Origin of the sequence: Paenibacillus sp. N3/727 (assembly GCF_022637315.1) — a bacterium.
Classification (GTDB): Bacteria; Bacillota; Bacilli; order Paenibacillales; family Paenibacillaceae; genus Paenibacillus_AQ; species Paenibacillus_AQ uliginis.
The window spans coordinates 578563-600616 of sequence record NZ_CP093336.1 but is presented as its reverse complement, the minus strand read 5'-3'; the positions used below and the strand labels follow the sequence as shown (position 1 = coordinate 600616).

Sequence of the window (22054 nt, the reverse complement as noted above, 5' to 3'; positions counted from 1 at the left end):
GTTCTTACAGTCTAGCTTCTACGTTTGTGTACGCCCAATAACAATAACCCGCAGGCTGCCATAAACAAATATGGGCCGCTGGAAGCAGCATTGAAATTGGACCCGAGGATATCAACACTTTTGGACAGCACATAAATATATGAAAGTATGATACCTACTATGGCCATAACATATCCGAGCATCTTATTCATCCGCTTCTCACGGATCACCATCAGGAATGGATAAAGAAACAAAAGAATGAAAAATACCGCTCCCTGGCCAAACCCGTTCTCTGAGACGAACCCGACATCCACCCATTTGAAGAAAAACGAAATGATTGCGGCGCATGTCGCAATAAAAATCATCTTACTGCCCATGTCCCATTTTTGAAAGTTCAAGCTAATCTAATCCCCCTATGTATATCCTGGTCGTCGTCCAGAACCGTCATTATTCGACAAACATAGGTCTATTATACTGAAAACTTCAAAAACGAGATAGATGGTACGGGGAAATAATCGTTTTTACTAGGATTGGTTTGATCCATTCAAGCGTTCAATCGGCTCGTTCACCCACACCGTCTTGCTTGCAGCGTCCTCCCGTTTACCCGATTTTGTATCCATATCAGGAAAGCCCAGATAGATAAATCCTAGCATTTTATCTTTCTCCCGAAGGCCGAACGCCTCATTCATCAACGGATGAAAACATGGATCGCCAGTTCTCCATACAGCACCAAGACCAAGGGCATGAGCCTGAAGCAGCATATTCTGAATTGCCGCAAATACAGCGCCATATTCCTCTAGCTCAATAACTTTCGGGTCGTCGGAAGGTACCACGGCCACACCGATAACAATCGGTGAACGCATCGCTTTGCTCTGTGCGGATTCCCGCAGAGCAGCCACTTCCTCCTCCGTCTTCTCGCCTGCCTTACTCTGGGCAATATCCGCCAAAGCATTACCCAGCAGTTCACGGCCTCCATCTCTCATCACGAAAAAGCGCCACGGTTCCGTATGTTTGTGGTTGGGCGCCCATGTTCCGGCTTCTAGAATTTGTTCAATGCTTTCCTGCGGAACCGGGTCCTGTTTTACTTTACCCACACTACGACGTGTGCGGATTGCTTCAACTACATTCATCACAATTTCCCTCCTAAAATCTTAAAGCTTTCCATCTTCTATGACCCATTGTAGCAAAAAAGCACTCTACAAGCACCCGAGAAGCTTTAGCCAAGCTGAGAAATAAAACAAATAGGCGCCGTATCGAACGCTTTATATGCCCGCAGGAACGGCAGCCTCGCCCGCATCCGTATGCGAATCGGAGCGCTGTGCCATTTCAGCCTTCCGAAGCACTTTCTGACCACGCCAGCGGAAGACCGATAGCACCCCCCGCACATATTCATCTGCAATCATACAGAAGTAGATTCCGACCAAGCCCCAGCCGTAATGAATGCCGAGCACATAAGACATACCTGTAGCGATCAACCACATCGAACCGAGTGAAATATACATCGTAAATCGAGTATCCCCCAGCGCATTTAAGGCATTCCCAAGGGTCATGTTCAGCAGCTTGCCTGGCTGCAGAATCAGATTCAATCCAAGCAACGAGACACCGATCGTAATGATTTCGGAATCTTTAGTAAATAATCCGAGAATTTGGGCACCAAATACGTAGATGAGTAAAGCGTTCACCCCGACAAAAATACTCCCGATTCCAAGGGCGCGATATGCTGCTTTGTACGCTTCCCTCGTTCTCCCTGCTCCAAACAGATGCGCAATCTGGATCTGAGCGCCCATCGCGATAGACATGCCGAGCAAGAAACACATGGACTCCAATGTGTTCATATATGTGCGTGCTGCCAGCTCCGTTGCCCCGATCGTTGCAATGAACGTATATATAATCAACTGTGAGAATACCCAGCAGGACATATTAATGCCGAGGGGCCAGCCGATATTCAATACTTCCTTAAATAACGGTTTATCGAATATACGGAATTCGCTCAGGCGGATCCGGTATTCGAACGAGCGGAGGAACATAAACATGAGCAGCAATACAGCGAGCAGCCGGCTTACCACGGTTGAAATTGCCACACCGGTTAGTCCCCACTGCGGCAGACCGAAAGCTCCAAATATAAAACCGTAGTTGAGGAACACGTGAATGATATTCATCCCGATAGCGATATACATTGGTCCCTTCGTGTTGCCTGTGTTCCGGATGACCGTACTCATCGTGGACATCATGGCAATCAGCACCATACCTCCACCAACGATGGAAATATAGGTGCCAGCCAGCGGCAGTAATCGCTCTGGAAGCTGAAGTACCGAAGCGATCTGCGTAGGAAGCATATATAACACGACACTAAGCGCCACACCAATCAGCGTGCTGACGCTGAGAGCCATAATTGCGATTTTTCTAGCGTCGTGACTTTTACGAGACCCAAGCTTCTGAGCAATCAAAATACCGGCACCGCTTGCTACCGTCATGAATAGAGTGGTCATCGCTTGAAACAACTGATTAGAGAATCCGACCACGGCGACAGCATCATCCGAAATCCGGCTGACCATCAGCGTGTCTACCGCACCAAGAAGAAATTGAAGAAACACCTCGATAAAAATCGGCCATACCAAAACCCATAATGCAAATTTACTTTTTTCTTTATCCAACATTCAAACCTCCAACTTTATTGACGAGCTGAACAGCCGCTCAGTTACAATCACTTATGACAGCTTCTAATTATAGATGATATACTGATTTTAGAATATCACTTTATGAACTTAAACTTATAAAATTCAAACCTCAAGATTGGAGAGGAAGTCCTCAGATGACTATTCTTCACTTTACCGTTCCTCCACTTCCTGAATACATTATCAGCGGGGTATATGAAGCTACGGAAGGTGACCGGCACCCCAACAGGCGAAACATCGGTGTATTTGATCTGCTTGTCGTGCGAAAAGGTTGCTTATACGTCACAGAGAAGGGACGCCCGTTCGATATTGACGCTGGATCATTTCTAATTTTACGGCCGGATACCCACCATTTCCCGACACAAGGCTGTACTGAGAATACGATCCACTATTGGCTGCATTTCCAAACGTCCGGCGGATGGATCTCGTGTGAGGACGGTTCGGTTCCCAAGAAGGACGAGTCACTGGAACTACAGCCCTTTTCCCCTAACTATTTTACGGTCAAGGTCCCTCAGTTTGGTACTTTGCCGCAACCACAGAAAGCTTTTGAACTGCTGGATTCTCTTGCTTCTCTTGTCCAACACGGCCACCGCATTCAGTCACTATGGAGACAACAGCTGCTATTTCAGGAGTTATTTGAGCAGCTTGCCGCAGCTCTCGACACGCCGGTGTCCTCCCCCTCTTCATCATGCGCAGAACAGGCAGCGGCGTTTTTGCGGGAGCATTACCGGGAAGAATTTAAAGCTCAAACGCTCGGGGAAAGCATTAACTTCCATCCCGTGTATATCGCACGCTGTATGCAAAAAGAGTTCGGATGCTCTCCTGTGGAGTATTTGCTCCGCTACCGAATTGAACAAGCCAAGCTGCTGCTGCTTCAGACCGACCAGACAGTGAGCCGGATTGCGGAAGATGTCGGCTTCAACCACGCAGCCTATTTCACCTCCTGTTTCGCCAAGCAGGAAGGACTCTCTCCACGAAAATATCGTCAGCGTTTTTCATAATGCATCTTGCAATTCAACCGAAAGTCATTATAATAAAGATAAGAATATGATAATGATTATCATTACCAATTAAGTGAGAATGAAATGAGAATCTGAATCGAAACACCACATATAAAGGAGAACCAGCCCTATGAAATCTAACCTCCAACGTATCAACCTTCAGGTTGACGATTACCTGGACCTGTTGAATCTTGCCACCCAGCTTGGCGACGTGAGGTGGCAGAAGGAAATCACTCGCAAGCTGGAAATGACGCTGTCTTCAGCAAACAGTTCAATAGAGCCTCAGCATAGAAGAGCAGACATTCAACCATTCTCGTCTATCGACGCACCTCAATGAAGACAGACCGCACTAAGTGGTAGGTTTTTCTTGCGAGATAAGGATGCACTTTATCCGAAGTTATACGTTCTTATCTCATAAAATAAAACACCGTATCATTCATCCGGCCAAAGCAGTCTTGGCGATGTGAATGATACGGTGTCTTTTTAAGGTTACTGAGAGCTGACTGTCTTATTAATGCGCCTGCTTAAGCACTCGGTTTTCCTATTTCCTTCACTTGATCTCACCCGTTCCTTCCAAGGTAACATTCACCTTTATGTTAAATTCAACGAGGGGATAAAGCTTCTGCCACTCTTCCCAGTCCTTATCTCCCCCATGTCGTGTCGCGATATATCGAAGTCCGAATCCAAGCGGATCCAGTTGCATTTTTTTCATGCTATTAAATAGCTCAAGGTAAGATTTTTCTATCGATCGTTCCGCAACCTGCTCGATTTCTCCCCAGCTTTGATTGAAGAAAATCTCTTCAGACTCTTCTGCTGCCCCTTTGATGTTAACAACGAAATCTATAGAAGGCCGCCCTTGTTCGGAAGTATTGATCTTGTAGCGATAATCATATTTATGTACGGACAGGGAAAATCGCAGATCCTCCTCCGTAACTATTACTTCGAATTGAGGATGTTTATACATCAATTGGTTGAGGATTCGGGTTTGATTCGGTTCGAGTATCAATCTGATTTTTTTCTTATCGAATAATGCAACCTGATTAATCTCATACGTATCCTCTCTGATTCTAATGATCGGCATAAAAGGATCTCTTCCTTTTTCCAAAAGTCGTTCAAAAAAATCATACAGATATTCCGTAACAATAAATGAGGATTCCGTTCCTTCACGACCAAAGCTTAGGATTAGGGAATTTCCAGCCAACCGTTCCGACTTCTGACTCAACGAGAGAATTTCTTTAGCAGAAGATTCAGCGACAGCTACATACTCTATCCGTTGAACACCACGACGACGAATAAACCAATCAATATGTTTCGTTATATCCTTTTCTGCAAGATTTTTACCGAAAATCGTGACTTTAGTATGGCCCAGATCTAAATGTTTGTCCACATCGGATCTCATCAGCTCCAATGCTTCTGAAATACTATCCGCCTCCTTGCTTATTAATTGGTATTTGGAGTTCCCAGGTTCTGTCAATGTCGTGGGGATGATGAGCTTTATGGTCACGTTATATTTCTTCTCCACTCCTTGATCTACTCCGATCGCTACTACAAGAAATCGTTTATCAATATCTTTGAACCCGCATCCCTGAAGAAGGATTAATGCTGTCATGAGCAACATCATAAATGCTTTATTCACATCTAACCCTCCTTCTAACCCCAAGCATGACCACTACCAGAAGAAGTTCTGCGATGAAGCGTATCGAGAACCAACTACTCGTAAGAGTCATTACTTGTTTCTCACTTGCATAATAACCGACAACGAAGACGATAATGCCGACGATTCCTACCAAAATGCGTTTGACATGAGCCGAGTGATGTTTAATCGCACCGCTCATCCATTCAGTTGCGACATGCCAACTCGTTGAGATAAACAGCAATGACATAATGATATAGCTGATCAAATGCAGGAACACTCCCCGCTCAATCACCCCATGCTTTATCTGTATCGAATCGGCAGTATTTACCCAAATGTATACATACTTATCTACAGCTTGAGTACCGTGTATGCCGATCGGAATGAAAAATGTAGCGCTGAAAACGACAGTACCGATGAGTGGAATCAACCATAGCCAATGAAAGTTTCTTTTCGAATGATGGTTAACCGGGCATATCGATAATGAGATATATCCGGTAAATAAAAAACTGCTTACGGCAATTAGATCCCATGATGGAGCATTCAGTAAGTAATCGTTCATTGTGAGTACTGCGTCCCAAGAAAACGTTTCGTTACGAATTGTTTTTAACCATATAAACAAGATGAGCGGGATTGAAATTAATAACCACAGCTCCAGATTGTACAGAATCGTCATTGTCGTTCTTAAAGCAGCCCAACAACCGGCGATTAGGAAGCATAGAAGCAGCACATAAATATCCATAGTAGGATTAATAAATCCCTTGATGACAAAGGAAATCGAAATTAAAACAGATGCACCTGCTGCAAACCAGGTCAAACCGAAAAGGCTGAAGAGGAAGAATCGAATAGAACTTGGTACGTATTGTTCCAAAATTTCCGTAAGGGATAACTCTTGAAATGGCTGCAAGCTCCTTTTGAACAGGTAGTTTATCAAAATTCCAATCAGAATGGCGATGCCAACCGCAGTCATCGCCCCGCTGTATCGGGCTTCAAGCAACAATCTTGGTACGTAGAGAACTGGGCTTATTAACGTACACAGCAAAACAAGATAGTACTGATATCGATGCATAAGCATTTCCTTTACTTATATTTAGTGGGGGAATATTCATTTAAATAGAGACGGAAATAAGGTTGTCCGAAGCTCCTAATGCTTGCTAAATAAAGCGTAAAGCAAAACAAACCTACTAAAATTCCTGTAATGCCGGAGAGCATTGCGAGAATGATTAAAGGGTATTTGACAATGCGCATCGCGAAACTCATGGCATTCACTGGGATTACAAAGTTCACAATGGCTACAGTAGAAGTAATAATAATCATAATGCTGCTTACTAATCCGGCTTGATGCGCAGCTTGGCCAAGAATGAGACCGCCAACGGTCGTGGCTGTTTGCCCTATGTTTTTGGGAAGCCGGATACTGGCCTCGATTAACGTTTCGATGATAAACAACATGATAAAGACCTCGATAAAAGAAGGGTACGGTACGGTCGCACGACTTCCCGCAATAGATACGGCTAACTGCACGCGGAAAATTTCCGGATTATAGGAGACAACAGCAATATAACTAGCAGGTAACATGATCGTGATGATAAGCGCCATGTACCGAAGTATTACCAGAGCACGAGTGATCCAGAAGGATTGATAAACATCATCAGCTGCAGACATAAAATCGTAGAACACAACGGGTGCAATTAAGGCGGAGGGTGTTCCTTGCATGAGTAAAATCACCTTGCCTTGAGCAAGATTCATTGCGATTCGATCCGGACGTTCCGTATTCAGCATCACGGGAAATAATCGATACTTTAATGGAGTGATGAGCGCTTCTAGCTGACCTAGATCTTGAACAATCTCAGCTTCAACAGCCTCAATCCTCTTCTGAATTTCTCGTAATATTTCGGTATTCACGCGTGTGGAATCATACAGGATGGCTATTTTAGTTTGGGAAATAAGCCCTGCACAACACTCATCAACAATGAGATGTGATGACGGGTAACGGTTTCGGATGAGATTGATATTCGTTTGATTGTTCTCTGACAAACCATAAGTTGGACCTTGGATGGTGGCTTCAACGGTTGTTTCACCAGGTTGATTGGCCATGACATTCGCTGCGAATAAGGCCCATAGTCGGTCATTGAAGAAAACAATTACGTAACCTGTAAGCAGTTTACCAGACATTGTGCTTACTTCTCGAATTTCTTCGCATAATAGCTCAGATTGAAGAACCCCTGTGAATGCTCCCCTTAACGTACATTGGGCAAAAGGCTCAGAAATCCGCTCTCTGATTAATGCCGCGTCACATAACGATTCGAGGTAGTATATAAAGACTTGCTGTTGTCCATTGTCTAAACGTTGAACTTTGAAATCCTTGGAAAGTGCTATTTCCTTCACGCTGCGAGTGATTTCTCCGATCGTTATCAAGCCTCTACCTCCTCGTCTTAAATATTTTAGTATTCAGAATTCAATTATTTCCCTATACCAGTCCGGATATTCAATACGATGTCAGATATGAGGAGGGGAGTCCGAATTGAGTGCCATTTTGGACACTCCGAAAATCACCCCGGTGCCCCACTAGGGTGATTGTTTCATGTCTGGTAGCTAATGATACTTCATGGTGTGTATTTATTTTTAATCATATACTTGAAAGAAGTATATAATTCTGTTAAGTTTATGCCATGGATAGAACAAGTTTGATTAAAGGTCACCTGGAAATGTGCGTGTTGTCTATTTTGTCCAACGGAAAAAGCTATGGTTATGAAATTATGAAGGAACTGGAGGAGCACAATTTAAGACTGAAAGGAGTCGGCAGCATTTATCCCATCTTGACTAAACTTAAGGACCAGGATTGGGTGAACACATACCGTGAAATGACTGAAAGTGGCAAAGTTCGAGTCTATTACGAAATTAATGAACAAGGAAGGCTGCATCTACAGAGAAAAATTAATGAATGGCTGGAACTGCAAAAGGATCTAAAATCCTTGCTCCAAAACAGTTTGAAAGGAGATTTACTGGATTGAATATTACGCTCAGCTTACCGGAAAAACGCTTCTTAGATGAAGTTCTTAAAGAATTAAAGCAATACCAGATCAGCTCAAAAGACAGGAAGAATATTAAAGAGCAGCTTCTGGAACATATTCAGGAATCCCGTGAACACGGCGAAGATAGTTTGTATGAACTCGGAGACTCCACAACATTTGTCAGAGACTTTTTGGAGGTCAACAAGGTTGATCTCCACACTGAAATAAAGCGGATTCGTACATCAGGAAACCTCAAAGGCATTTTACTATTGACCGGTTCCGTCACTTTCGCCGCCGCCTATTTAGTATTACAGCTCGTATTCTCCATGTTTCTAACAGAGTCATTTAACCCGGAAAGAACATCCGGGAATTTTGATTATCATATCCTGTACCGAATTTCAGACTTGCCATGGTGGAATGCCATGCTGATTATGATCAGCCTCTCAGCTGCCCTGCTCATCTCTATCATGGCAACGCTATACATGCGAAAAACTAAGATTAACAGAGGAACTACAATATGAAAATAACGGAAACCATCTCTCGAGTATTATTGGCAAGCCTGCTGCTCATTTCGATTCATACGCTGCTACCGGCAGCACAAACGGATGCTCAGCAGGATATGAACAGCTCCATTGATAGCTATGTTGAATCATTTTTGAAAGAACACCGAATTCCAGGGGCTTCTGTCATCCTTGTTCGTGGGCAAGACACATTTTATGCCAAAGGTTGGGGTGTGACAGGTGATTCAGAGGAAAAGGTAACACCCGATACGCCTTTTTCTTTAGGTTCGATAAGCAAATCATTAACCGGCCTGGCCGTCATGAAATTAATCGAAGAAGGTTCTGTTAACCTTGAAGATCCGGTACAAACCTACCTTCCTTGGTTTACCTTACAAGACAAGCAGGCAGCGGCCCAGATAACAATAAAGCATCTTCTTACTCATGCCAGCGGGCTCAGCACATATACGGGGTTAAACATCTCTGACAAAGGTGCTAAAGATTCGGATGCGATCAAAAACAATGTGAAAAGCCTCTCAGACGTTAAGCTTACGGCTTCTCCAGGTGAAATATATCAGTACAGTAACGCAAATTTTCTCATTCTGGGGGCTCTAATTGAAGAAATTACGGATCAGACGTATTCCGATTACATGGAGCAGCAGATATTTAAGCCGTTAGGCATGACTCATACAGCAGCCGACAGCGATGTAGCGTATGAAAAGGGATATGAAGCAGGCTATCAGTCCTGGATCGGAATCTCACACAAGAGCAACATCCCCTATGATAACGGCGGAGCCCCATATGGTTATATTGCTGCAAGTGCGAACGATATGGCTAAATACATACAATTTTTAACCAAACAACAACCCGGGAGCATTCTTAAGGAAGAAAGTATAGATCAACTCTACTCCCCTCTTCTTCAAACAAAGAAAGATCGATATTATGGTTTCGGCTGGAGAATAACCGATGATCCGGTGCCCTCGAATAAAATGATCTGGCACTCCGGCTCAACTCCCGACTCACACGCTGAAATCTTCTTCTTTCCCGAAACTGGTTGGGGCGGCGCTATTCTGACGAATAAAAATCATATTCTGGAGGAGACGGCACTCCTCTATCTGAAGAAAGGGATCATTAACCTGGTTAATAGCGAAGAACCTCCAACCATACCAGATAATCGGCCAATTATTCAATTAGTCCTGCTGGGATCAGTCATCCTACTTTTCATGGTCACAGTCTTTCTGATTATCAAGTTAAGACGAGGAAATGTCCTCCGAAAAAGAGCCTGGAGGTTGATCAGCGCACTCTTCTTGGTCTTGTCAGTCGCGATCATTCCACTACTTATTTTCAATACAAAAAGTCCTTGGCATGCTATTCAGATGTTCTCACCCGACGTTGCTCTACTGACCTCACTTATATGCTTTTTGCTGGCATGCAGCGGTATTTTATCCGTATTTATATCCTTTAGAACAAAATTCATATATCCCCAAAAAACTTCGGTATAACCAAAAGACACCTCGTTCATCTCTACTTACCCGGTCCATTCTTTTGGCGGGTTGAGAGACGACGAGGTGCCCTTTTACGGTTAGGCAATTGTGTGGTTATGAGGTAGGGCAATTAACTCCCTTATTCTTGATACTCATCCATAAACGGTTTGTTGACATAGTGGTACATAAACGCCATAAACACGCACCCACCGATCATGTTGCCGATGGTTACAGGTACAAGGTTATACCATACACCTGACATCGATATCGTATCGGGATGCTCTACCACCAACGCAATCGCAAATGTGCACATATTCGCGATACTATGCTCGTAGCCGGAAATAAAGAAGCAGAATACAAACAACATCATGGCAAACAGCTTAGCCCCGTCCCCTTTCAGTCCCATCGGAATGAAGAAGGCTAGACAGACTAACCAGTTACACAAAATCGCCCGGAAAAAGAGCTCCGACACCGGGGCATTCATCTTCTTCTCCACAACACCAAGCAGGAATTCGTTGATGGACGGATCCGCAAACAGGCCCGTCAGATAAATCAACAGAGCGAACGCAGCGGCCCCGATAATATTACCAATGTAACTTGTCCCCCATAGCTTAAGCACCTGCAGCCATTTCAGTTTTTTCCGAAGAGCCGCATACGAATAATAAAAGGTGTTGCCTGTAAACAGGTCACCGCCTCCATAGGAAATCAGAATAATGGCTGCACCGAAGGTGAGAGCGGCCATCGGGTACGTCATCGGTGAATGATCATTATAAAAAAAACTTCCTGTCTTGAAGGCCACGATAACACCAAATCCGATGAACATACTAGCCAGCGCCGATCGTGCTAGGTAACGCAGCCTGCTTTGCTTGAATATTTTCATCTTCTTCAGAGCGAGTTGCTCCACCTGGAGCAGAGATTGAACTTCCATGAACACACTTCCTTTGCCAGCAGATCATAATATGATTTATATTGGGTTCATTTTCATAGATTACATGTTTTATCCTCTCATGGGAAGAGCAATATTATATTTGACACAAAAATGGAATCCCCCACCAAAATGAATATCAAAAAAAGGCGCGAACCGCGAATGATCATCCGCTTGTTCACGCCTTTTATATGAAACAGTCATTGGTTACCGGATTTAGTGTAATCCTTACTTGTTATCGTTATCGCCTTCACTGTTCTCTAGCTTGCTCTCATGCTCCAGTTGATATTTCTCCCTCATCAGCTTCTGCATGATGAATTTTTCCTGGTCATTCAAGCCTTCCTGATTCTGTTGAATAATCATGTTGTCAATGTTGCGTTTCAGTACCTCGTTTTGCGTATTCAATACGGTTCACTCCTTTGGAATTTATGCACTTCCCGCAAATTCTATATGGTCCTGAGTCACAAATAGGAACATATATAACTAACATGCCCGATTTAACGGATAACGGTTAGGCATTGCGGAAATTCGTACATTTTCGAAAAGATACCGACCGTACCAATCGCTTTCTCTGGTTCTTAGCCGCTACTTCCGATCGATCAGGATCCCCTTGCTAAGGGATTTTTGCTTCTTATTCGTATTGACGAGCAAGGGCAGCTTTCTCGTTTCCTTGACCATAGGAGATTGACACAGCAGACAAACTGGCTCTGTCTCAAATGCGAAATCATCCCGAATCCAACCCTTACAATCATCCTTCGTACATGACCATACTTCGGTCATTTCCTCCGGTATGCTTTCCATAGCGTTTTTACGCGAATACATGAACACTCCTCCTTGTCCTCGTCGCAGAATATAAAACAAAGCTGCCCTTAATGTCGCACATTAAGGGCAGCCAGCCTTTTGGTCTTACAGTTTTACAACGTTTTCAGCTTGTGGTCCACGGTTTCCTTCAACGATGTTGAATTCTACGCGTTGTCCTTCGTCCAACGTTTTGAAGCCATCGCCTTGGATCGCGCTGAAGTGAACGAATACATCGTTTCCGCCTTCAACTTCGATAAAACCGAAGCCCTTTTCTGCATTAAACCATTTAACAGTTCCTGTTTGCATGGGGTGTACCTCCTTGAAGATTATTTACATGACCTTTTTTTACTTCGTAGACGAATAAAAAAATTCACATATTGTACAGGGTTACCCTGAAAATACAACCCTCTACAATATGTGAATTCAGGTCGATTTCGATATTCCTATATTATCACATTTAGAGTACGTTGGCAAATGTTGAAATCATGTTTTTTAAAAATGTTTTTGGAAGAAGTCTTTATTATTATACTATGCAAAAAGTGACTAAAATATAACAAACCTCCGAAATTATCCGAAGGCCCTGTCATACACCGTAAGGTATCCGTCTGTTATTCCTGCAGTTCGAGAATCGTCTCTCTCCAGCGGTTAAGCACATCAACGGGATCTTTCAATGTAATGGTCATACCAGAGTTGATGTCGGCATATTTGGCAATATCCTCCCGCACCGCGACGACCTTCGCAGCAAAACGTTCACGTGGATGACGAGCAAGGGGAAGCTCTGATAAACGGGACAGCCTGAGCCGTACGTAATGGGCAACACCGTCATGAATGGCAACAAGCGTGGCCTGTCCGCTACGGACGATGTTCCCGGTCGTAATCGTACCCGGCCATAGCGCCAGCCGAAGCCTTTTCGTATCCAAAGCGACAACTTCCCCCACACTAACCATTGCCGTATGAGGCCACTCATCTTCGGTTACCGTCAAAAGCATCATGGCCACATGCTGCTTGCCCTCTAGATCCCCCCCGTTCAAGAGCTCGTACAATGAAGAAGATATCTCGCTTTGTTCAGCCATCCAGCATCTTCCTTTCTTCGTATTGTTAAGCGTTCATCAATTCAATCTCGAATACTCCAGGGCCCGCGTAGCGGGCATCGTAAGCAAGCCTTCTTATCCCCGACCTTTAATAGAATAGTCTCTATTATTATAGACACAGACACCATATGCAACTTATTTTTTCACGGCAAAAGGTTATGGAACAAGCTACGTCAACCATACCAGTGTTAAAAGGGCCTAGCACCCGCTTTGATCAGGCAAACGCCTTTAGAACCAACCATATTCAGCTTAGCCGTTAAGGGGGGATTACCATTGATTGAATTCACCGGTGTTCAAAAATACTTTGGCCGCTTCCATGTGCTTCAAGACATTAACCTAACGATCCAGCATGGCGAAGTTGTCGTTATTATTGGTCCTTCGGGTTCCGGCAAGAGTACCCTGCTGCGATGTATTAACCGACTAGAGCAGATTACCGAGGGCAGCTTGGTCGTAAACGGAATATCTCTTCATGACAAAAAGATCGACATCAACCGCTTCCGCCGTGAAATCGGCATGGTCTTTCAGCATTTCAACCTGTATCCGCACATGAAGGTGATTGACAACATTGTTTTGGCACCGGTGAAGGTTCTCGGAATGACAAAGGAAAAAGCGACGGAGACAGCCATGTCGTACTTAAAAAGAGTTGGCATTGCCGACAAAGCGGACAGCTATCCGTCCCAATTGTCCGGGGGTCAGCAGCAGAGGGTAGCGATTGCGAGAGGGCTCGCAATGAGCCCCAAAATCATGCTGTTTGATGAGCCAACCTCAGCCCTAGATCCTGAAATGATCGGTGAGGTGCTGGACGTTATGCGTTCTCTGGCGCATCAAGGAATGACGATGGTTATCGTTACGCATGAAATGGGTTTTGCACGCGAGGTAGCGGACCGCGTCATCTTTATGGATGAAGGCAGAATTGTGGAAGACACCGCATCTGGCTCCTTCTTCGACAATCCCGAAGAAGAACGGGCAAGGGTATTTCTCAGCCGGTTGATTCATCACTAACATAGACGATTTTTGAAAGGGGAATGAGGATGAGTATAAATAAAAGGAGAAAATTCCGATGGGCGGCCGCCATTCTGTCACTGCTTGTGGCACTGGCTGTTTCGGGATGCGGAGAAAAGGCGCCCGATTCACTGGACGCGATTAAGAAACGGGGCAAGGTGATCGCAGGCGTCAAATATGACACCAAGCTGTTCGGTTTGCAGGATCCAGCAACCGGAAAAGTGGAAGGCTTTGATATTGATATTGCTAAAGCATTGGCCAAAAAAGTACTCGGTGACGAAACCAAGGTTGAGCTCAAGGAAGTGACGTCCAAAACCCGTATTCCGCTGCTCCAAAACGGTGACATCGATCTTATTATCGCCACGATGACCATTAACGAAGAACGTAAAAAGCAGGTCGACTTCAGCGATGTATATTTCGAAGCCGGGCAATCACTGCTTGTGAAGAAAGGAAGCCCGATTCAAGGATTGGAAAGCTTGACGAAGGATTCCAAGGTACTCGCTGTTAAAGGGTCCACCTCAGCTAAAAACATCCGCGAGAAAGCCCCGGACGCAACTGTTCTGGAATTCGAGAACTATCAAGATGCCTTTACTGCGCTTAAGGCCAATCAAGGCGATGCGCTGACCACAGATAATTCCATCCTGCTTGGCATGCAACAGCAGGACTCCAATTATGTGCTTGTGGGAGGCAACTTTACCGATGAACCGTATGGCATTGCGATCCGGAAGGGAGATACTGAGTTCGTAAACACCGTCAATGAGCTGCTCAAGGAAATGAAGGACAGCGGTGAATATGACAAGTTATACGAGCAATGGATGGGTATAAAGCCGGAATAATTTTCAGCACGACGGAAGGAGGTTGCCTGGACCTTGAGTCGTTTATGGGATATTAATGTGTTGTTCAATCACTGGGATCGGTTCATTGAAGGCTTCGGAAATACGATCTGGATCAGCTTGATGGCACTCGTGGGCAGCCTGGTACTTGGTACAATTGCAGCCATCATGCGAATTTCACCAATACGGATGCTGAATATTGTTGGAACCGCATATGTGGAGTTTATCCGCAACATACCGCTGCTCATCGTGGTCTTCTTTTTCTATCTTGGCCTTCCTTCTCTCGGTATTCCACTGGGCGGCTTCATCTCCGGCACGCTGGGATTAACCGTCTATACATCCTCTTTTATAGCTGAAGCCATCCGTGCAGGCATTCAAGCTGTTCCTGCTGGACAATCGGAAGCCGCCCGTTCATCCGGGCTGAGCTACCTCCAAAACATGCGCCATATCGTACTTCCTCAAGCGATCAAAATCGTCCTCCCAGCCATTGGCAACCAACTCATCAATTTGGTAAAAAACTCATCCATATTGAGTGTGGTTGCAGGCCTCGATCTCATGTACTACGCCGATCTTATCAATTCCGACACCTTCCTCCCAATCACGGTTTATATCATTGTCTCCCTATTCTATCTCGTACTTACCGTGCCTCTCAGCTTTGCTGTTCATTATTTGGAACGCCGATTTGCCAGAAGCTCCTAGGCTTCATTAATAACGTCTACTGCCCAAGGAACCTGCTATGAAATCATCGGCCTACATTAAAAAGGAGGCAACAGCAAATGGATTTTATCGGTGCATATTCCTGGCCCAACCTGCGTTATCTTCTGCATGGGTTTCTAATTACGCTGCAGGTTGCCGGCTTGTCTATTGTGTTCAGCTTCGTGATCGGAACCTTGCTTGGCACGGTACGATATATCCGCGCACCTGTCATTTCCCGCCTCACCGCATTTGTTGTAGACATCATTCGCAACCTTCCGCTCCTGTTAATCATCTTTTTCATCGGAATTGTTCTGCCACAAACGGGTATAAAAATTCCCGTGTTCTGGGCTGCAGTGATCGGTCTGAGCATTTTTGAAGGGGCCATGGTCGCAGAAATTGTCCGCAGTGGTCTGGTGTCTATCGATAAGGGACAGATTGAAGCTGCCAGGTCTTCTGGTCTAAGCCATTTTCAAACGCTGCGGCACGTCGTTATGCCTCTTGCCTTACGCCGTATGTCTCCTCCACTGGTGAGCCAATTTATCTCTCTGCTGAAGGATACGTCCCTTGCAGTCATCATCTCGCTGCCAGAATTGATGCATAATGTGCAGATTTTGAGCGGATCAAACTTTAGGTACGTCATCCCGGCGCTCCTTCTGGCTTCGGTGTTGTATTTCACTGTCAATTATTTGCTGTCCATTGCCGCAAGACGCTTGGAGGCCAGACAACTATAGAGCGTTAGTAAATTATATAGATTATTCTCAGACCCTATATTACAATGAATATATCAGCAGTCATATTTTACAATAATTAACAATTTATTTCCGTTAACCGAGCGGTGAGGGTGGTGAGATCAACAATGAGCGAGGTCCAGTGGAAAGATGACCGTCGGAGCGTGTGGAACCGCAAAATCATGAATTTTTATTGGGTTATCGTCCTCATTTCACTGCTTGCGGAGCTTGTGGCCTTGTTCATTACGACTCGCTATCAGGTGTTCGATTTGAGCGATATCCTCGTTCATAATATGGTGAATCTCTTAACACTTCAGCTTTTGATTATGGGAAGCAGTGAATTTATTATCCGACGGTTGAAAAGGGAGAGCTCCTACCTCATTATTTTGACCGGTACCGCCCTCTCAACCGTCCTGATCTTCTGTAACGAAACGGTAGACGGAATCAAATACATACTCCTGCTTCCCATGATCATATCCCTGTTCTTCGATAAGCAACGGAAACTAGTCTTTGCACTGGCTGCCAATGCTGTAGTTACCACTGCATTCTATACATTTAATCCAGAGCTTCTTAAATTAGGCGATATATACGGGCTTATCTCTTATATATTTGTTATGCTGGGGTCCTTTGTTATTCTATACGGGCTTCTGAATCGTGGAAAAGAAATTAACAGACACTTAAGCAAATCCATTAAGTCAGAACAGGATTTGCTCATCCGGACGGTGATCATGGACCGGCAGACCAAGTTTGACGCTCTGACGGATATGTATAATCATAAGACGTTTCATGAATATCTGGATGATCTGATTGTCCAAAGCGATAAATATGAGCTGCCGCTGCAATTAGCCATTATCGACATCGACAATTTCAAACATGTAAACGATACGTTCGGACATGCCGTAGGTGATGTGATCCTTGGGCGCGTGTCCAGGGTCATAAAGCAGGCGATTCTATCTCCAGACGATATTACAGCAAGATTTGGCGGTGAGGAATTCGCCGTGATTTTTACGGACAAGACCCCGCAGCAAGCGTTCGAAATGATCGAACGCATCCGGACACAGATTGAGACCCTGAGCCATCATGAGATGAACGGCAAGAACGTAACTGTTAGCATCGGCCTCGCGTCTTACCGCTACGGTACAGGCAAGGCCGCTATTTTCTCGGAAGCCGATTCCATGCTGTATGCAGCCAAGCGTAGCGGAAAAAACCAGACAATCACACAATTGCAGCATACAGCAGTATAACCCGCAAGTTGATCCTCAAGTCGTAGGAGGACATCCTTGCGGGTTTTTAATTACATACTTAGGAGGAAAAATCCATGACTACTCGTTTAATGTCACGTATCGAAAATGTTCAAAAGAACAATTCATTCTCTGGAACGATCCTTGTTAAACATAAGAATGACGTTCTTGTCCACACCGGCTATGGGTATGCCAATCGGGCAGAACAATTGAACAATCGTACAGGTACACGTTACGGTATTGCATCCGGATGTAAAATTTTCACGGCTACTGCCATTTGTCAGCTTGTAGAAGAAGGTAAACTTTCCCTAGAAACCAAGCTAAGTGAATGCCTTGACGTAGAGTTTCCTCACTTCAACGAGAATATCACAATACACCACCTTCTGACGCACACATCCGGTGTACCTGATTATTTTGATGAAGAAGTAATGGATGACTTTGAGGAATTGTGGATTGAGAGGCCTATGTACCATATGCGCCGATTGCACGATTTCCTGCCGCTGTTTCAAGATGGGCATATGAAGTTTGCGCCGGGCGAACGGTTTCACTACAACAACGCAGGGTTCATCCTGCTTGGATTAATAATCGAGAACGTCAGTGGTTTGAAATTTACAGACTATGTACAATCACATATTTTTGATAAGGCAGGAATGACGGATTCCGGTTATTTCGCACTCGATGCCCTTCCAGGAAATACGGCAATCGGCTACATTGATCTTGAAGATGGTACGTGGAAAACAAATATGTATTCGCTGCCGGTACAAGGTGGTTCTGACGGTGGGGCTTTTGTTACAACGACGGATATGCTTCGATTCTGGGACGCGCTTATGGGCCGCAAGCTATTAGGTAAAACACTTACTACAAAATTACTTACTCCTCATGCCGAAAGCGAAGACGGTAATTTCTACGGTTATGGCGTGTGGATCGGAAAGAAAAACGAAAGTGTGTTGAAGTATCATGTGATGGGCTATGACCCAGGAGTGAGCTTTCATTCGGCTTATTATCCTGCTACAGACATCAAGCTTGCGGTATGTGCCAATATCTCTACAGGTGCCTTCGATATGATGATGGAAATTGAAAACGAACTATCTTTATAAAAAAAGAAGTATTAAGTAATGACCAATCCGCTGCTTCATGAAGTAGCGGATTTTTATATTCAGCCGTCAATGAACTGCTGAATTATCGTTCCTACTGCAACCCTTGAATTACATTGTTCGTCAGAAAAGAAAATGGATTCATAAAGGGGAGTTAATGATGAACAGGGGAATAAAGTTACTAGCTGCTGCTGCATGTGCTTTAAGTCTGATGTTTGCTTTTCGTGTGCCGGAAGCTTCAGCCTTGAAGTGTGCTGCTCCGCCGAAACCTGTGACGGAAGAAATGGCTTATTCCGCACTGACATTTAAAGGCACGCTCGTCTCCGAAACGTCTAATTCTTCAACCTTCCGGGTGTCCACGTGGTGGAAAGGTGACTCCTCACAAGCAACGGTTACGCTGAAGGCAAATATGTGGATCTATTTCGAACCAGGAGAGGAATATATTGTATTTGCAGGTAAACAAAACGGAAAGCTGAGTCCTAACTTGTGCGGCAACACGGCTCTTTCCTCAGATTTAGATGTCAAACCATTGGGTCCGGGAACTCCCGTCTTATCTCCTCCTGAAGTAGAAAACCTTGCGTTAGAAGCTACCACCTTAGGGGCCATCATCGTGAGTATCATGGGCTTAATTGGCGTGATCCGCAGCCGATTGTTCTGACAATAGCAAGCCACTTTAAGCCTTATGTCATTTTCAACAAACGGTTAAACTGGGTAACCATTAGGGATTGGGTCAAACCAATCCTTCTTTCTTACGTAGTAGAAGATTAAGAAACATCATTTTTTGTGACCAGGAGGTTTTCGCATGAAATTAAGATGGCTCGGCATCACACTTGCGCTCATTCTGTTATCCGGTTGTTCCGTGGTAGAGGAAGTGAACAATTCTTTGGACTACACAGAGCAGGCCACCTCGTTTATTAACGAAGCGTCTCAGTTTGCAGGCAGCATCCCTGATCTGGCACAAGAGGCCGTGAGCAATAGCAATGCTATGGAAAAGCTAACCGAGCAGCTGGACAACATGAAGGCCCGCATCTCTGAATTTAACGGGCTGGAAGCTCCTGCGTTTGCCAAGGACATTCACGAGCAGCTTGCCGGCTACAATGAAACGCTAAGCCAACAAATTGAGGGCTACAAAGAACAAATCAAAAATGGCGTGACCGATTTTAAAAACACGGAAATGTCCCAAACACTGGACAAAATTCAAGAGACGATGGACCAGGTACGCAGCTTAGCTCCCTAATCCTTAACGCCTCCTGCGTTCAGCATTTCTCCCGGACGTTCTATCTATTGATTCGGATAAGTCTTCTTCAGGAAATCTACGGACTGGTTAATCAACGCTTTTAAAACTTCCGTATCAATATCCGCAACCTTGTTGATGTACACGCACGCTTTTCCAGCTGTATGCTTTCCGAAATCCTTCAACAAAGCCTCACGCTCTGTATTACCGGTTGCGAAGTATAAGCTGATTTTGGCCTTACGGGGTGAAAAACCTACCAACGGCGCATCGCCTTCGTGACCGGATTCATATTTATAATGATAGGCACCAAATCCAATAATGGTCGGCCCCCACATCTTCGCCTCATGACCTGTTGTGTCCGTAAAAATATCCAGCAATTTGTACGCGTCCTCACGTTTTTTGGGGTTATCGACATTTTCAATAAACTCAAGAACACTGTTATCTGTTTGCTTCGTTTTTAATTCGTACATGATATTAACCTCTTCTCTTCATTTCGTTGAAAGTATTTCAGCTCGTCATAAAAACATATATTCACATCAAACACCTTAGCTATACCCTATTTTCTTACAGATTCTAGCCGAAAAAGCCCTAGCCTTTAGGCATGGGATGAATCCACTTAGGGCAAGGGTTGTCATTAGACAGCTTCATTGTCCTACAATGCAAGTTAGGGTATAGTGAACGTATGCTCGCTCTTTGAAAATAGTATACATATGGGGTTGTGGCGACTAACTCTTTCGCCACGTAAAATGTATGAAGTCGTCAAGAACAAGACGCTAAAACATTTGAGCAAACAACCTGTCTCATCTGGTAATAGGGTGAGAGCCTAAGATGCTATATGCACTGTCTTAGGAGGGGCGATGACACGCCCTAAACTTGAGAGTTGTCCAAAACAGAAATGGACTGAGGGCGTTAACTACTCAAGAATCCTATCTGCACCAGCAGACTTGCCCCTTTAGGGGTGGGAGTGTCAAGTATTCCTATCCATAACAGATGGAATCCCCGGCGTGACGGATTCAATCCCTTCAAACAAAAATGAAATGTCATTCAAATATTGTCTAATGTACGCCTGGGCGTAAGGTTGTTCATGAATCAGACTGGACGTCTCCCTCGGATCTGAGGAATGGTGGCAGTAGTTCTCAATCATAACCATGACAAAGAAACATTCCAGATGCCGGACATAGCCGCTTTCAAGTCTCCTTATACTCTCATAGCCTTGGATATACTTCCTTCGAAGCTTCGGATTAAGCTCTAATAACGCACCTGCTATATCGTACAAAAAATATCCATATCCACACATTCCAAAATCAATCGGTGCAGGCAGTTCTTCGCTGAACACGATATTCCCCGAGTGCAAATCACCGTGAATGAGGCCGTAGTTATCATCGTTTGAACTCATGGCAGAAAAATCCGATCGTATCTTCTCAGCCGCCGCTTGATATAAACCCCATCCTTCACTTGATAAAAAACAAGAATAGTACCGTTCCAGCCTCGCCATCTTTGTCCTGAAACTGTCAACATCCCATGCAGGCCGAACAAAATCGGCCGGAGGGTTGAAATCCATCGTAGCTTGATGAAGATTCCCCATCAACAGCCCCATTTGAAAAGCGTGATCATCCGTGATCTCCTTCAGATGCTCTCCCTCAACCCAGTGCATTATCGTGACATAGGGACGATGGTATCCCTCATCGGTGTCCACTTCCAACACATAAGAGCCATCACGGTTAGCCACTCCAACAGGCACACTCAGATCCTCCAACTTGTTCAATGCTTGAAGAAATACAAGCTCTGAACGAATTTCCTCTTTGCTCATCCGATCCGAATGAATCCGCAGCAAATATGCCCCCGTAGGACTTGCCTCTATTTTATACGTAATCGTGTCCGATAGGCCAATAAATTGAATCTTATCCCATGCCACATCATACTGCTGAAGTGCCGTCAAAGTGACTTTCCCAGCCCGAATTAACAAATCTCTTCGGTGATCATCCGTATCATATTGAAAAAATGGTTTCATCTATTCTCCTCCTAAGGTAGTTTACCTGCTACCATTGTGAGGTCATTGTATTTTGAAAAAAATATAACAAACGGTTAAAAAAATGTTTTACACAAAAAGGCCACGTCAGAATAGATTC

The 22054-nt window shown here is 44.5% G+C and carries 26 protein-coding genes; 13 read left to right on the top strand and 13 right to left on the bottom strand.

From position 1 onward, the window contains the following. Positions 1-11: 11 nt before the first annotated feature. The 3 genes from MNQ98_RS02700 to MNQ98_RS02690 form a co-directional block, all read right to left on the bottom strand. Positions 12-377, bottom strand: coding sequence for a hypothetical protein (locus MNQ98_RS02700; protein WP_241931806.1), 366 nt, complete (start codon positions 375-377; stop codon positions 12-14). Between the two features lie 126 nt (positions 378-503). Further along, positions 504-1109: a nitroreductase family protein gene (locus tag MNQ98_RS02695; protein WP_241931805.1), complete on the bottom strand. Its 606-nt coding sequence runs from the start codon at positions 1107-1109 to the stop codon at positions 504-506. 132 nt (positions 1110-1241) lie between these two features. Continuing rightward, positions 1242-2636 carry an MATE family efflux transporter gene (locus MNQ98_RS02690; protein WP_241931804.1) on the bottom strand — a complete coding sequence of 465 codons (1395 nt, stop codon included), beginning with the start codon at positions 2634-2636 and terminating at the stop codon, positions 1242-1244. Positions 2637-2791: 155 nt separating this feature from the next. Here MNQ98_RS02690 and MNQ98_RS02685 point away from each other — a divergent pair, with 155 nt between their 5' ends. Then, on the top strand, positions 2792-3655 hold the full coding sequence (locus tag MNQ98_RS02685) for a helix-turn-helix transcriptional regulator (RefSeq protein WP_241931803.1): 864 nt from the start codon (positions 2792-2794) through the stop codon (positions 3653-3655). A 130-nt stretch (positions 3656-3785) separates the two neighbouring features. Continuing rightward, on the top strand, positions 3786-3992 hold the full coding sequence (locus tag MNQ98_RS02680; RefSeq protein WP_241934081.1) for a hypothetical protein: 207 nt from the start codon (positions 3786-3788) through the stop codon (positions 3990-3992). 213 nt (positions 3993-4205) lie between these two features. Here the strand turns inward: MNQ98_RS02680 and MNQ98_RS02675 are convergent, their stop codons facing one another. From MNQ98_RS02675 to MNQ98_RS02665, 3 genes are read right to left on the bottom strand one after another with little or no spacing between them, the layout of a single operon-like run. Continuing rightward, positions 4206-5291 carry a Ger(x)C family spore germination protein gene (locus MNQ98_RS02675; protein WP_241931802.1) on the bottom strand — a complete coding sequence of 362 codons (1086 nt, stop codon included), beginning with the start codon at positions 5289-5291 and terminating at the stop codon, positions 4206-4208. After that, entirely contained in the window at positions 5284-6357 is a 1074-nt protein-coding gene (locus MNQ98_RS02670) for a GerAB/ArcD/ProY family transporter (RefSeq protein ID WP_241931801.1), read from the bottom strand. The genes MNQ98_RS02675 and MNQ98_RS02670 overlap by 8 nt, the downstream gene beginning before the upstream one ends. 11 nt (positions 6358-6368) lie before the next feature. Then, on the bottom strand, positions 6369-7703 hold the full coding sequence (locus tag MNQ98_RS02665; RefSeq protein WP_241931800.1) for a spore germination protein: 1335 nt from the start codon (positions 7701-7703) through the stop codon (positions 6369-6371). A gap of 254 nt (positions 7704-7957) precedes the next feature. Between MNQ98_RS02665 and MNQ98_RS02660 the strand changes: the two genes are divergently transcribed. Genes MNQ98_RS02660 through MNQ98_RS02650 form a run of 3 tightly spaced genes read left to right on the top strand, consistent with a single transcriptional unit; the run spans position 7958 to position 10298 of the window. Beyond that, positions 7958-8299, top strand: coding sequence for a PadR family transcriptional regulator (locus MNQ98_RS02660; protein ID WP_241931799.1), 342 nt, complete (start codon positions 7958-7960; stop codon positions 8297-8299). After that, complete coding sequence (locus tag MNQ98_RS02655; protein ID WP_241931798.1) at positions 8230-8820, top strand: hypothetical protein; 591 nt, start codon at positions 8230-8232, stop codon at positions 8818-8820. Before MNQ98_RS02660 ends, MNQ98_RS02655 begins: the two co-directional genes overlap by 70 nt. After that, on the top strand, positions 8817-10298 hold the full coding sequence (locus MNQ98_RS02650; RefSeq protein ID WP_241931797.1) for a serine hydrolase domain-containing protein: 1482 nt from the start codon (positions 8817-8819) through the stop codon (positions 10296-10298). The genes MNQ98_RS02655 and MNQ98_RS02650 overlap by 4 nt, the downstream gene beginning before the upstream one ends. A gap of 121 nt (positions 10299-10419) precedes the next feature. Here the strand turns inward: MNQ98_RS02650 and MNQ98_RS02645 are convergent, their stop codons facing one another. The 5 genes from MNQ98_RS02645 to MNQ98_RS02625 all read right to left on the bottom strand — a co-directional run bounded on the left by MNQ98_RS02645 (position 10420) and on the right by MNQ98_RS02625 (position 13079). Further along, a complete protein-coding gene (locus tag MNQ98_RS02645; RefSeq protein ID WP_241931796.1) occupies positions 10420-11208 on the bottom strand; it encodes a formate/nitrite transporter family protein in 789 nt (262 codons plus the stop codon). A 225-nt stretch (positions 11209-11433) separates the two neighbouring features. Continuing rightward, positions 11434-11610: a hypothetical protein gene (locus tag MNQ98_RS02640; protein ID WP_241931795.1), complete on the bottom strand. Its 177-nt coding sequence runs from the start codon at positions 11608-11610 to the stop codon at positions 11434-11436. Between the two features lie 180 nt (positions 11611-11790). Then, on the bottom strand, positions 11791-12027 hold the full coding sequence (locus tag MNQ98_RS02635) for a cold-shock protein (protein ID WP_241931794.1): 237 nt from the start codon (positions 12025-12027) through the stop codon (positions 11791-11793). Between the two features lie 84 nt (positions 12028-12111). Beyond that, the gene (cspD, locus tag MNQ98_RS02630) at positions 12112-12312 is read right to left on the bottom strand and encodes a cold-shock protein CspD (RefSeq protein ID WP_006207896.1); all 201 of its coding nucleotides are present in this window, start codon (positions 12310-12312) and stop codon (positions 12112-12114) included. 302 nt (positions 12313-12614) lie between these two features. After that, positions 12615-13079, bottom strand: coding sequence for a pyridoxamine 5'-phosphate oxidase family protein (locus MNQ98_RS02625; RefSeq protein WP_241931793.1), 465 nt, complete (start codon positions 13077-13079; stop codon positions 12615-12617). Between the two features lie 291 nt (positions 13080-13370). Between MNQ98_RS02625 and MNQ98_RS02620 the strand changes: the two genes are divergently transcribed. The 8 genes from MNQ98_RS02620 to MNQ98_RS02585 all read left to right on the top strand — a co-directional run bounded on the left by MNQ98_RS02620 (position 13371) and on the right by MNQ98_RS02585 (position 19928). Further along, the gene (locus MNQ98_RS02620) at positions 13371-14099 is read left to right on the top strand and encodes an amino acid ABC transporter ATP-binding protein (RefSeq protein WP_241931792.1); all 729 of its coding nucleotides are present in this window, start codon (positions 13371-13373) and stop codon (positions 14097-14099) included. A gap of 29 nt (positions 14100-14128) precedes the next feature. Continuing rightward, positions 14129-14935, top strand: coding sequence for an ABC transporter substrate-binding protein (locus MNQ98_RS02615; RefSeq protein WP_241931791.1), 807 nt, complete (start codon positions 14129-14131; stop codon positions 14933-14935). Between the two features lie 33 nt (positions 14936-14968). Further along, the gene (locus MNQ98_RS02610) at positions 14969-15631 is read left to right on the top strand and encodes an amino acid ABC transporter permease (RefSeq protein ID WP_241931790.1); all 663 of its coding nucleotides are present in this window, start codon (positions 14969-14971) and stop codon (positions 15629-15631) included. A 77-nt stretch (positions 15632-15708) separates the two neighbouring features. Continuing rightward, positions 15709-16359 (top strand): amino acid ABC transporter permease, encoded by a 651-nt coding sequence (locus MNQ98_RS02605; protein ID WP_241931789.1) that lies wholly within the window; start codon positions 15709-15711, stop codon positions 16357-16359. Positions 16360-16484: 125 nt separating this feature from the next. Then, positions 16485-17600: a GGDEF domain-containing protein gene (locus tag MNQ98_RS02600; protein ID WP_241931788.1), complete on the top strand. Its 1116-nt coding sequence runs from the start codon at positions 16485-16487 to the stop codon at positions 17598-17600. 74 nt (positions 17601-17674) lie between these two features. Next, complete coding sequence (locus MNQ98_RS02595) at positions 17675-18694, top strand: serine hydrolase domain-containing protein (RefSeq protein ID WP_241931787.1); 1020 nt, start codon at positions 17675-17677, stop codon at positions 18692-18694. A 157-nt stretch (positions 18695-18851) separates the two neighbouring features. Then, entirely contained in the window at positions 18852-19349 is a 498-nt protein-coding gene (locus MNQ98_RS02590; protein WP_241931786.1) for a hypothetical protein, read from the top strand. Between the two features lie 144 nt (positions 19350-19493). Next, positions 19494-19928: a DUF6376 family protein gene (locus MNQ98_RS02585; RefSeq protein ID WP_241931785.1), complete on the top strand. Its 435-nt coding sequence runs from the start codon at positions 19494-19496 to the stop codon at positions 19926-19928. Between the two features lie 44 nt (positions 19929-19972). Here MNQ98_RS02585 and MNQ98_RS02580 read toward each other — a convergent pair whose 3' ends face one another. After that, the gene (locus MNQ98_RS02580; RefSeq protein WP_241931784.1) at positions 19973-20395 is read right to left on the bottom strand and encodes a DUF1801 domain-containing protein; all 423 of its coding nucleotides are present in this window, start codon (positions 20393-20395) and stop codon (positions 19973-19975) included. Positions 20396-20892: 497 nt separating this feature from the next. Continuing rightward, complete coding sequence (locus tag MNQ98_RS02575) at positions 20893-21936, bottom strand: phosphotransferase enzyme family protein (RefSeq protein ID WP_241931783.1); 1044 nt, start codon at positions 21934-21936, stop codon at positions 20893-20895. Between the last annotated feature and the right edge of the window lie 118 nt (positions 21937-22054).

Bases quoted from the DNA above. Each gene is read 5' to 3' on its own strand.
- MNQ98_RS02695 (WP_241931805.1), bottom strand. From the start codon at position 1,109: ATGAATGTAGTTGAAGCAATCCGCACACGTCGTAGTGTGGGTAAAGTA.
- MNQ98_RS02690 (WP_241931804.1), bottom strand. From the start codon at position 2,636: ATGTTGGATAAAGAAAAAAGTAAATTTGCATTATGGGTTTTGGTATGG.
- MNQ98_RS02685 (WP_241931803.1), top strand. From the start codon at position 2,792: ATGACTATTCTTCACTTTACCGTTCCTCCACTTCCTGAATACATTATC.
- MNQ98_RS02680 (WP_241934081.1), top strand. From the start codon at position 3,786: ATGAAATCTAACCTCCAACGTATCAACCTTCAGGTTGACGATTACCTG.
- MNQ98_RS02670 (WP_241931801.1), bottom strand. From the start codon at position 6,357: ATGCATCGATATCAGTACTATCTTGTTTTGCTGTGTACGTTAATAAGC.
- MNQ98_RS02660 (WP_241931799.1), top strand. From the start codon at position 7,958: ATGGATAGAACAAGTTTGATTAAAGGTCACCTGGAAATGTGCGTGTTG.
- MNQ98_RS02655 (WP_241931798.1), top strand. From the start codon at position 8,230: ATGGCTGGAACTGCAAAAGGATCTAAAATCCTTGCTCCAAAACAGTTT.
- MNQ98_RS02650 (WP_241931797.1), top strand. From the start codon at position 8,817: ATGAAAATAACGGAAACCATCTCTCGAGTATTATTGGCAAGCCTGCTG.
- MNQ98_RS02645 (WP_241931796.1), bottom strand. From the start codon at position 11,208: ATGGAAGTTCAATCTCTGCTCCAGGTGGAGCAACTCGCTCTGAAGAAG.
- MNQ98_RS02635 (WP_241931794.1), bottom strand. From the start codon at position 12,027: ATGTATTCGCGTAAAAACGCTATGGAAAGCATACCGGAGGAAATGACC.
- cspD (WP_006207896.1), bottom strand. From the start codon at position 12,312: ATGCAAACAGGAACTGTTAAATGGTTTAATGCAGAAAAGGGCTTCGGT.
- MNQ98_RS02625 (WP_241931793.1), bottom strand. From the start codon at position 13,079: ATGGCTGAACAAAGCGAGATATCTTCTTCATTGTACGAGCTCTTGAAC.
- MNQ98_RS02615 (WP_241931791.1), top strand. From the start codon at position 14,129: ATGAGTATAAATAAAAGGAGAAAATTCCGATGGGCGGCCGCCATTCTG.
- MNQ98_RS02605 (WP_241931789.1), top strand. From the start codon at position 15,709: ATGGATTTTATCGGTGCATATTCCTGGCCCAACCTGCGTTATCTTCTG.
- MNQ98_RS02600 (WP_241931788.1), top strand. From the start codon at position 16,485: ATGAGCGAGGTCCAGTGGAAAGATGACCGTCGGAGCGTGTGGAACCGC.
- MNQ98_RS02595 (WP_241931787.1), top strand. From the start codon at position 17,675: ATGACTACTCGTTTAATGTCACGTATCGAAAATGTTCAAAAGAACAAT.
- MNQ98_RS02590 (WP_241931786.1), top strand. From the start codon at position 18,852: ATGAACAGGGGAATAAAGTTACTAGCTGCTGCTGCATGTGCTTTAAGT.
- MNQ98_RS02585 (WP_241931785.1), top strand. From the start codon at position 19,494: ATGAAATTAAGATGGCTCGGCATCACACTTGCGCTCATTCTGTTATCC.
- MNQ98_RS02580 (WP_241931784.1), bottom strand. From the start codon at position 20,395: ATGTACGAATTAAAAACGAAGCAAACAGATAACAGTGTTCTTGAGTTT.
- MNQ98_RS02575 (WP_241931783.1), bottom strand. From the start codon at position 21,936: ATGAAACCATTTTTTCAATATGATACGGATGATCACCGAAGAGATTTG.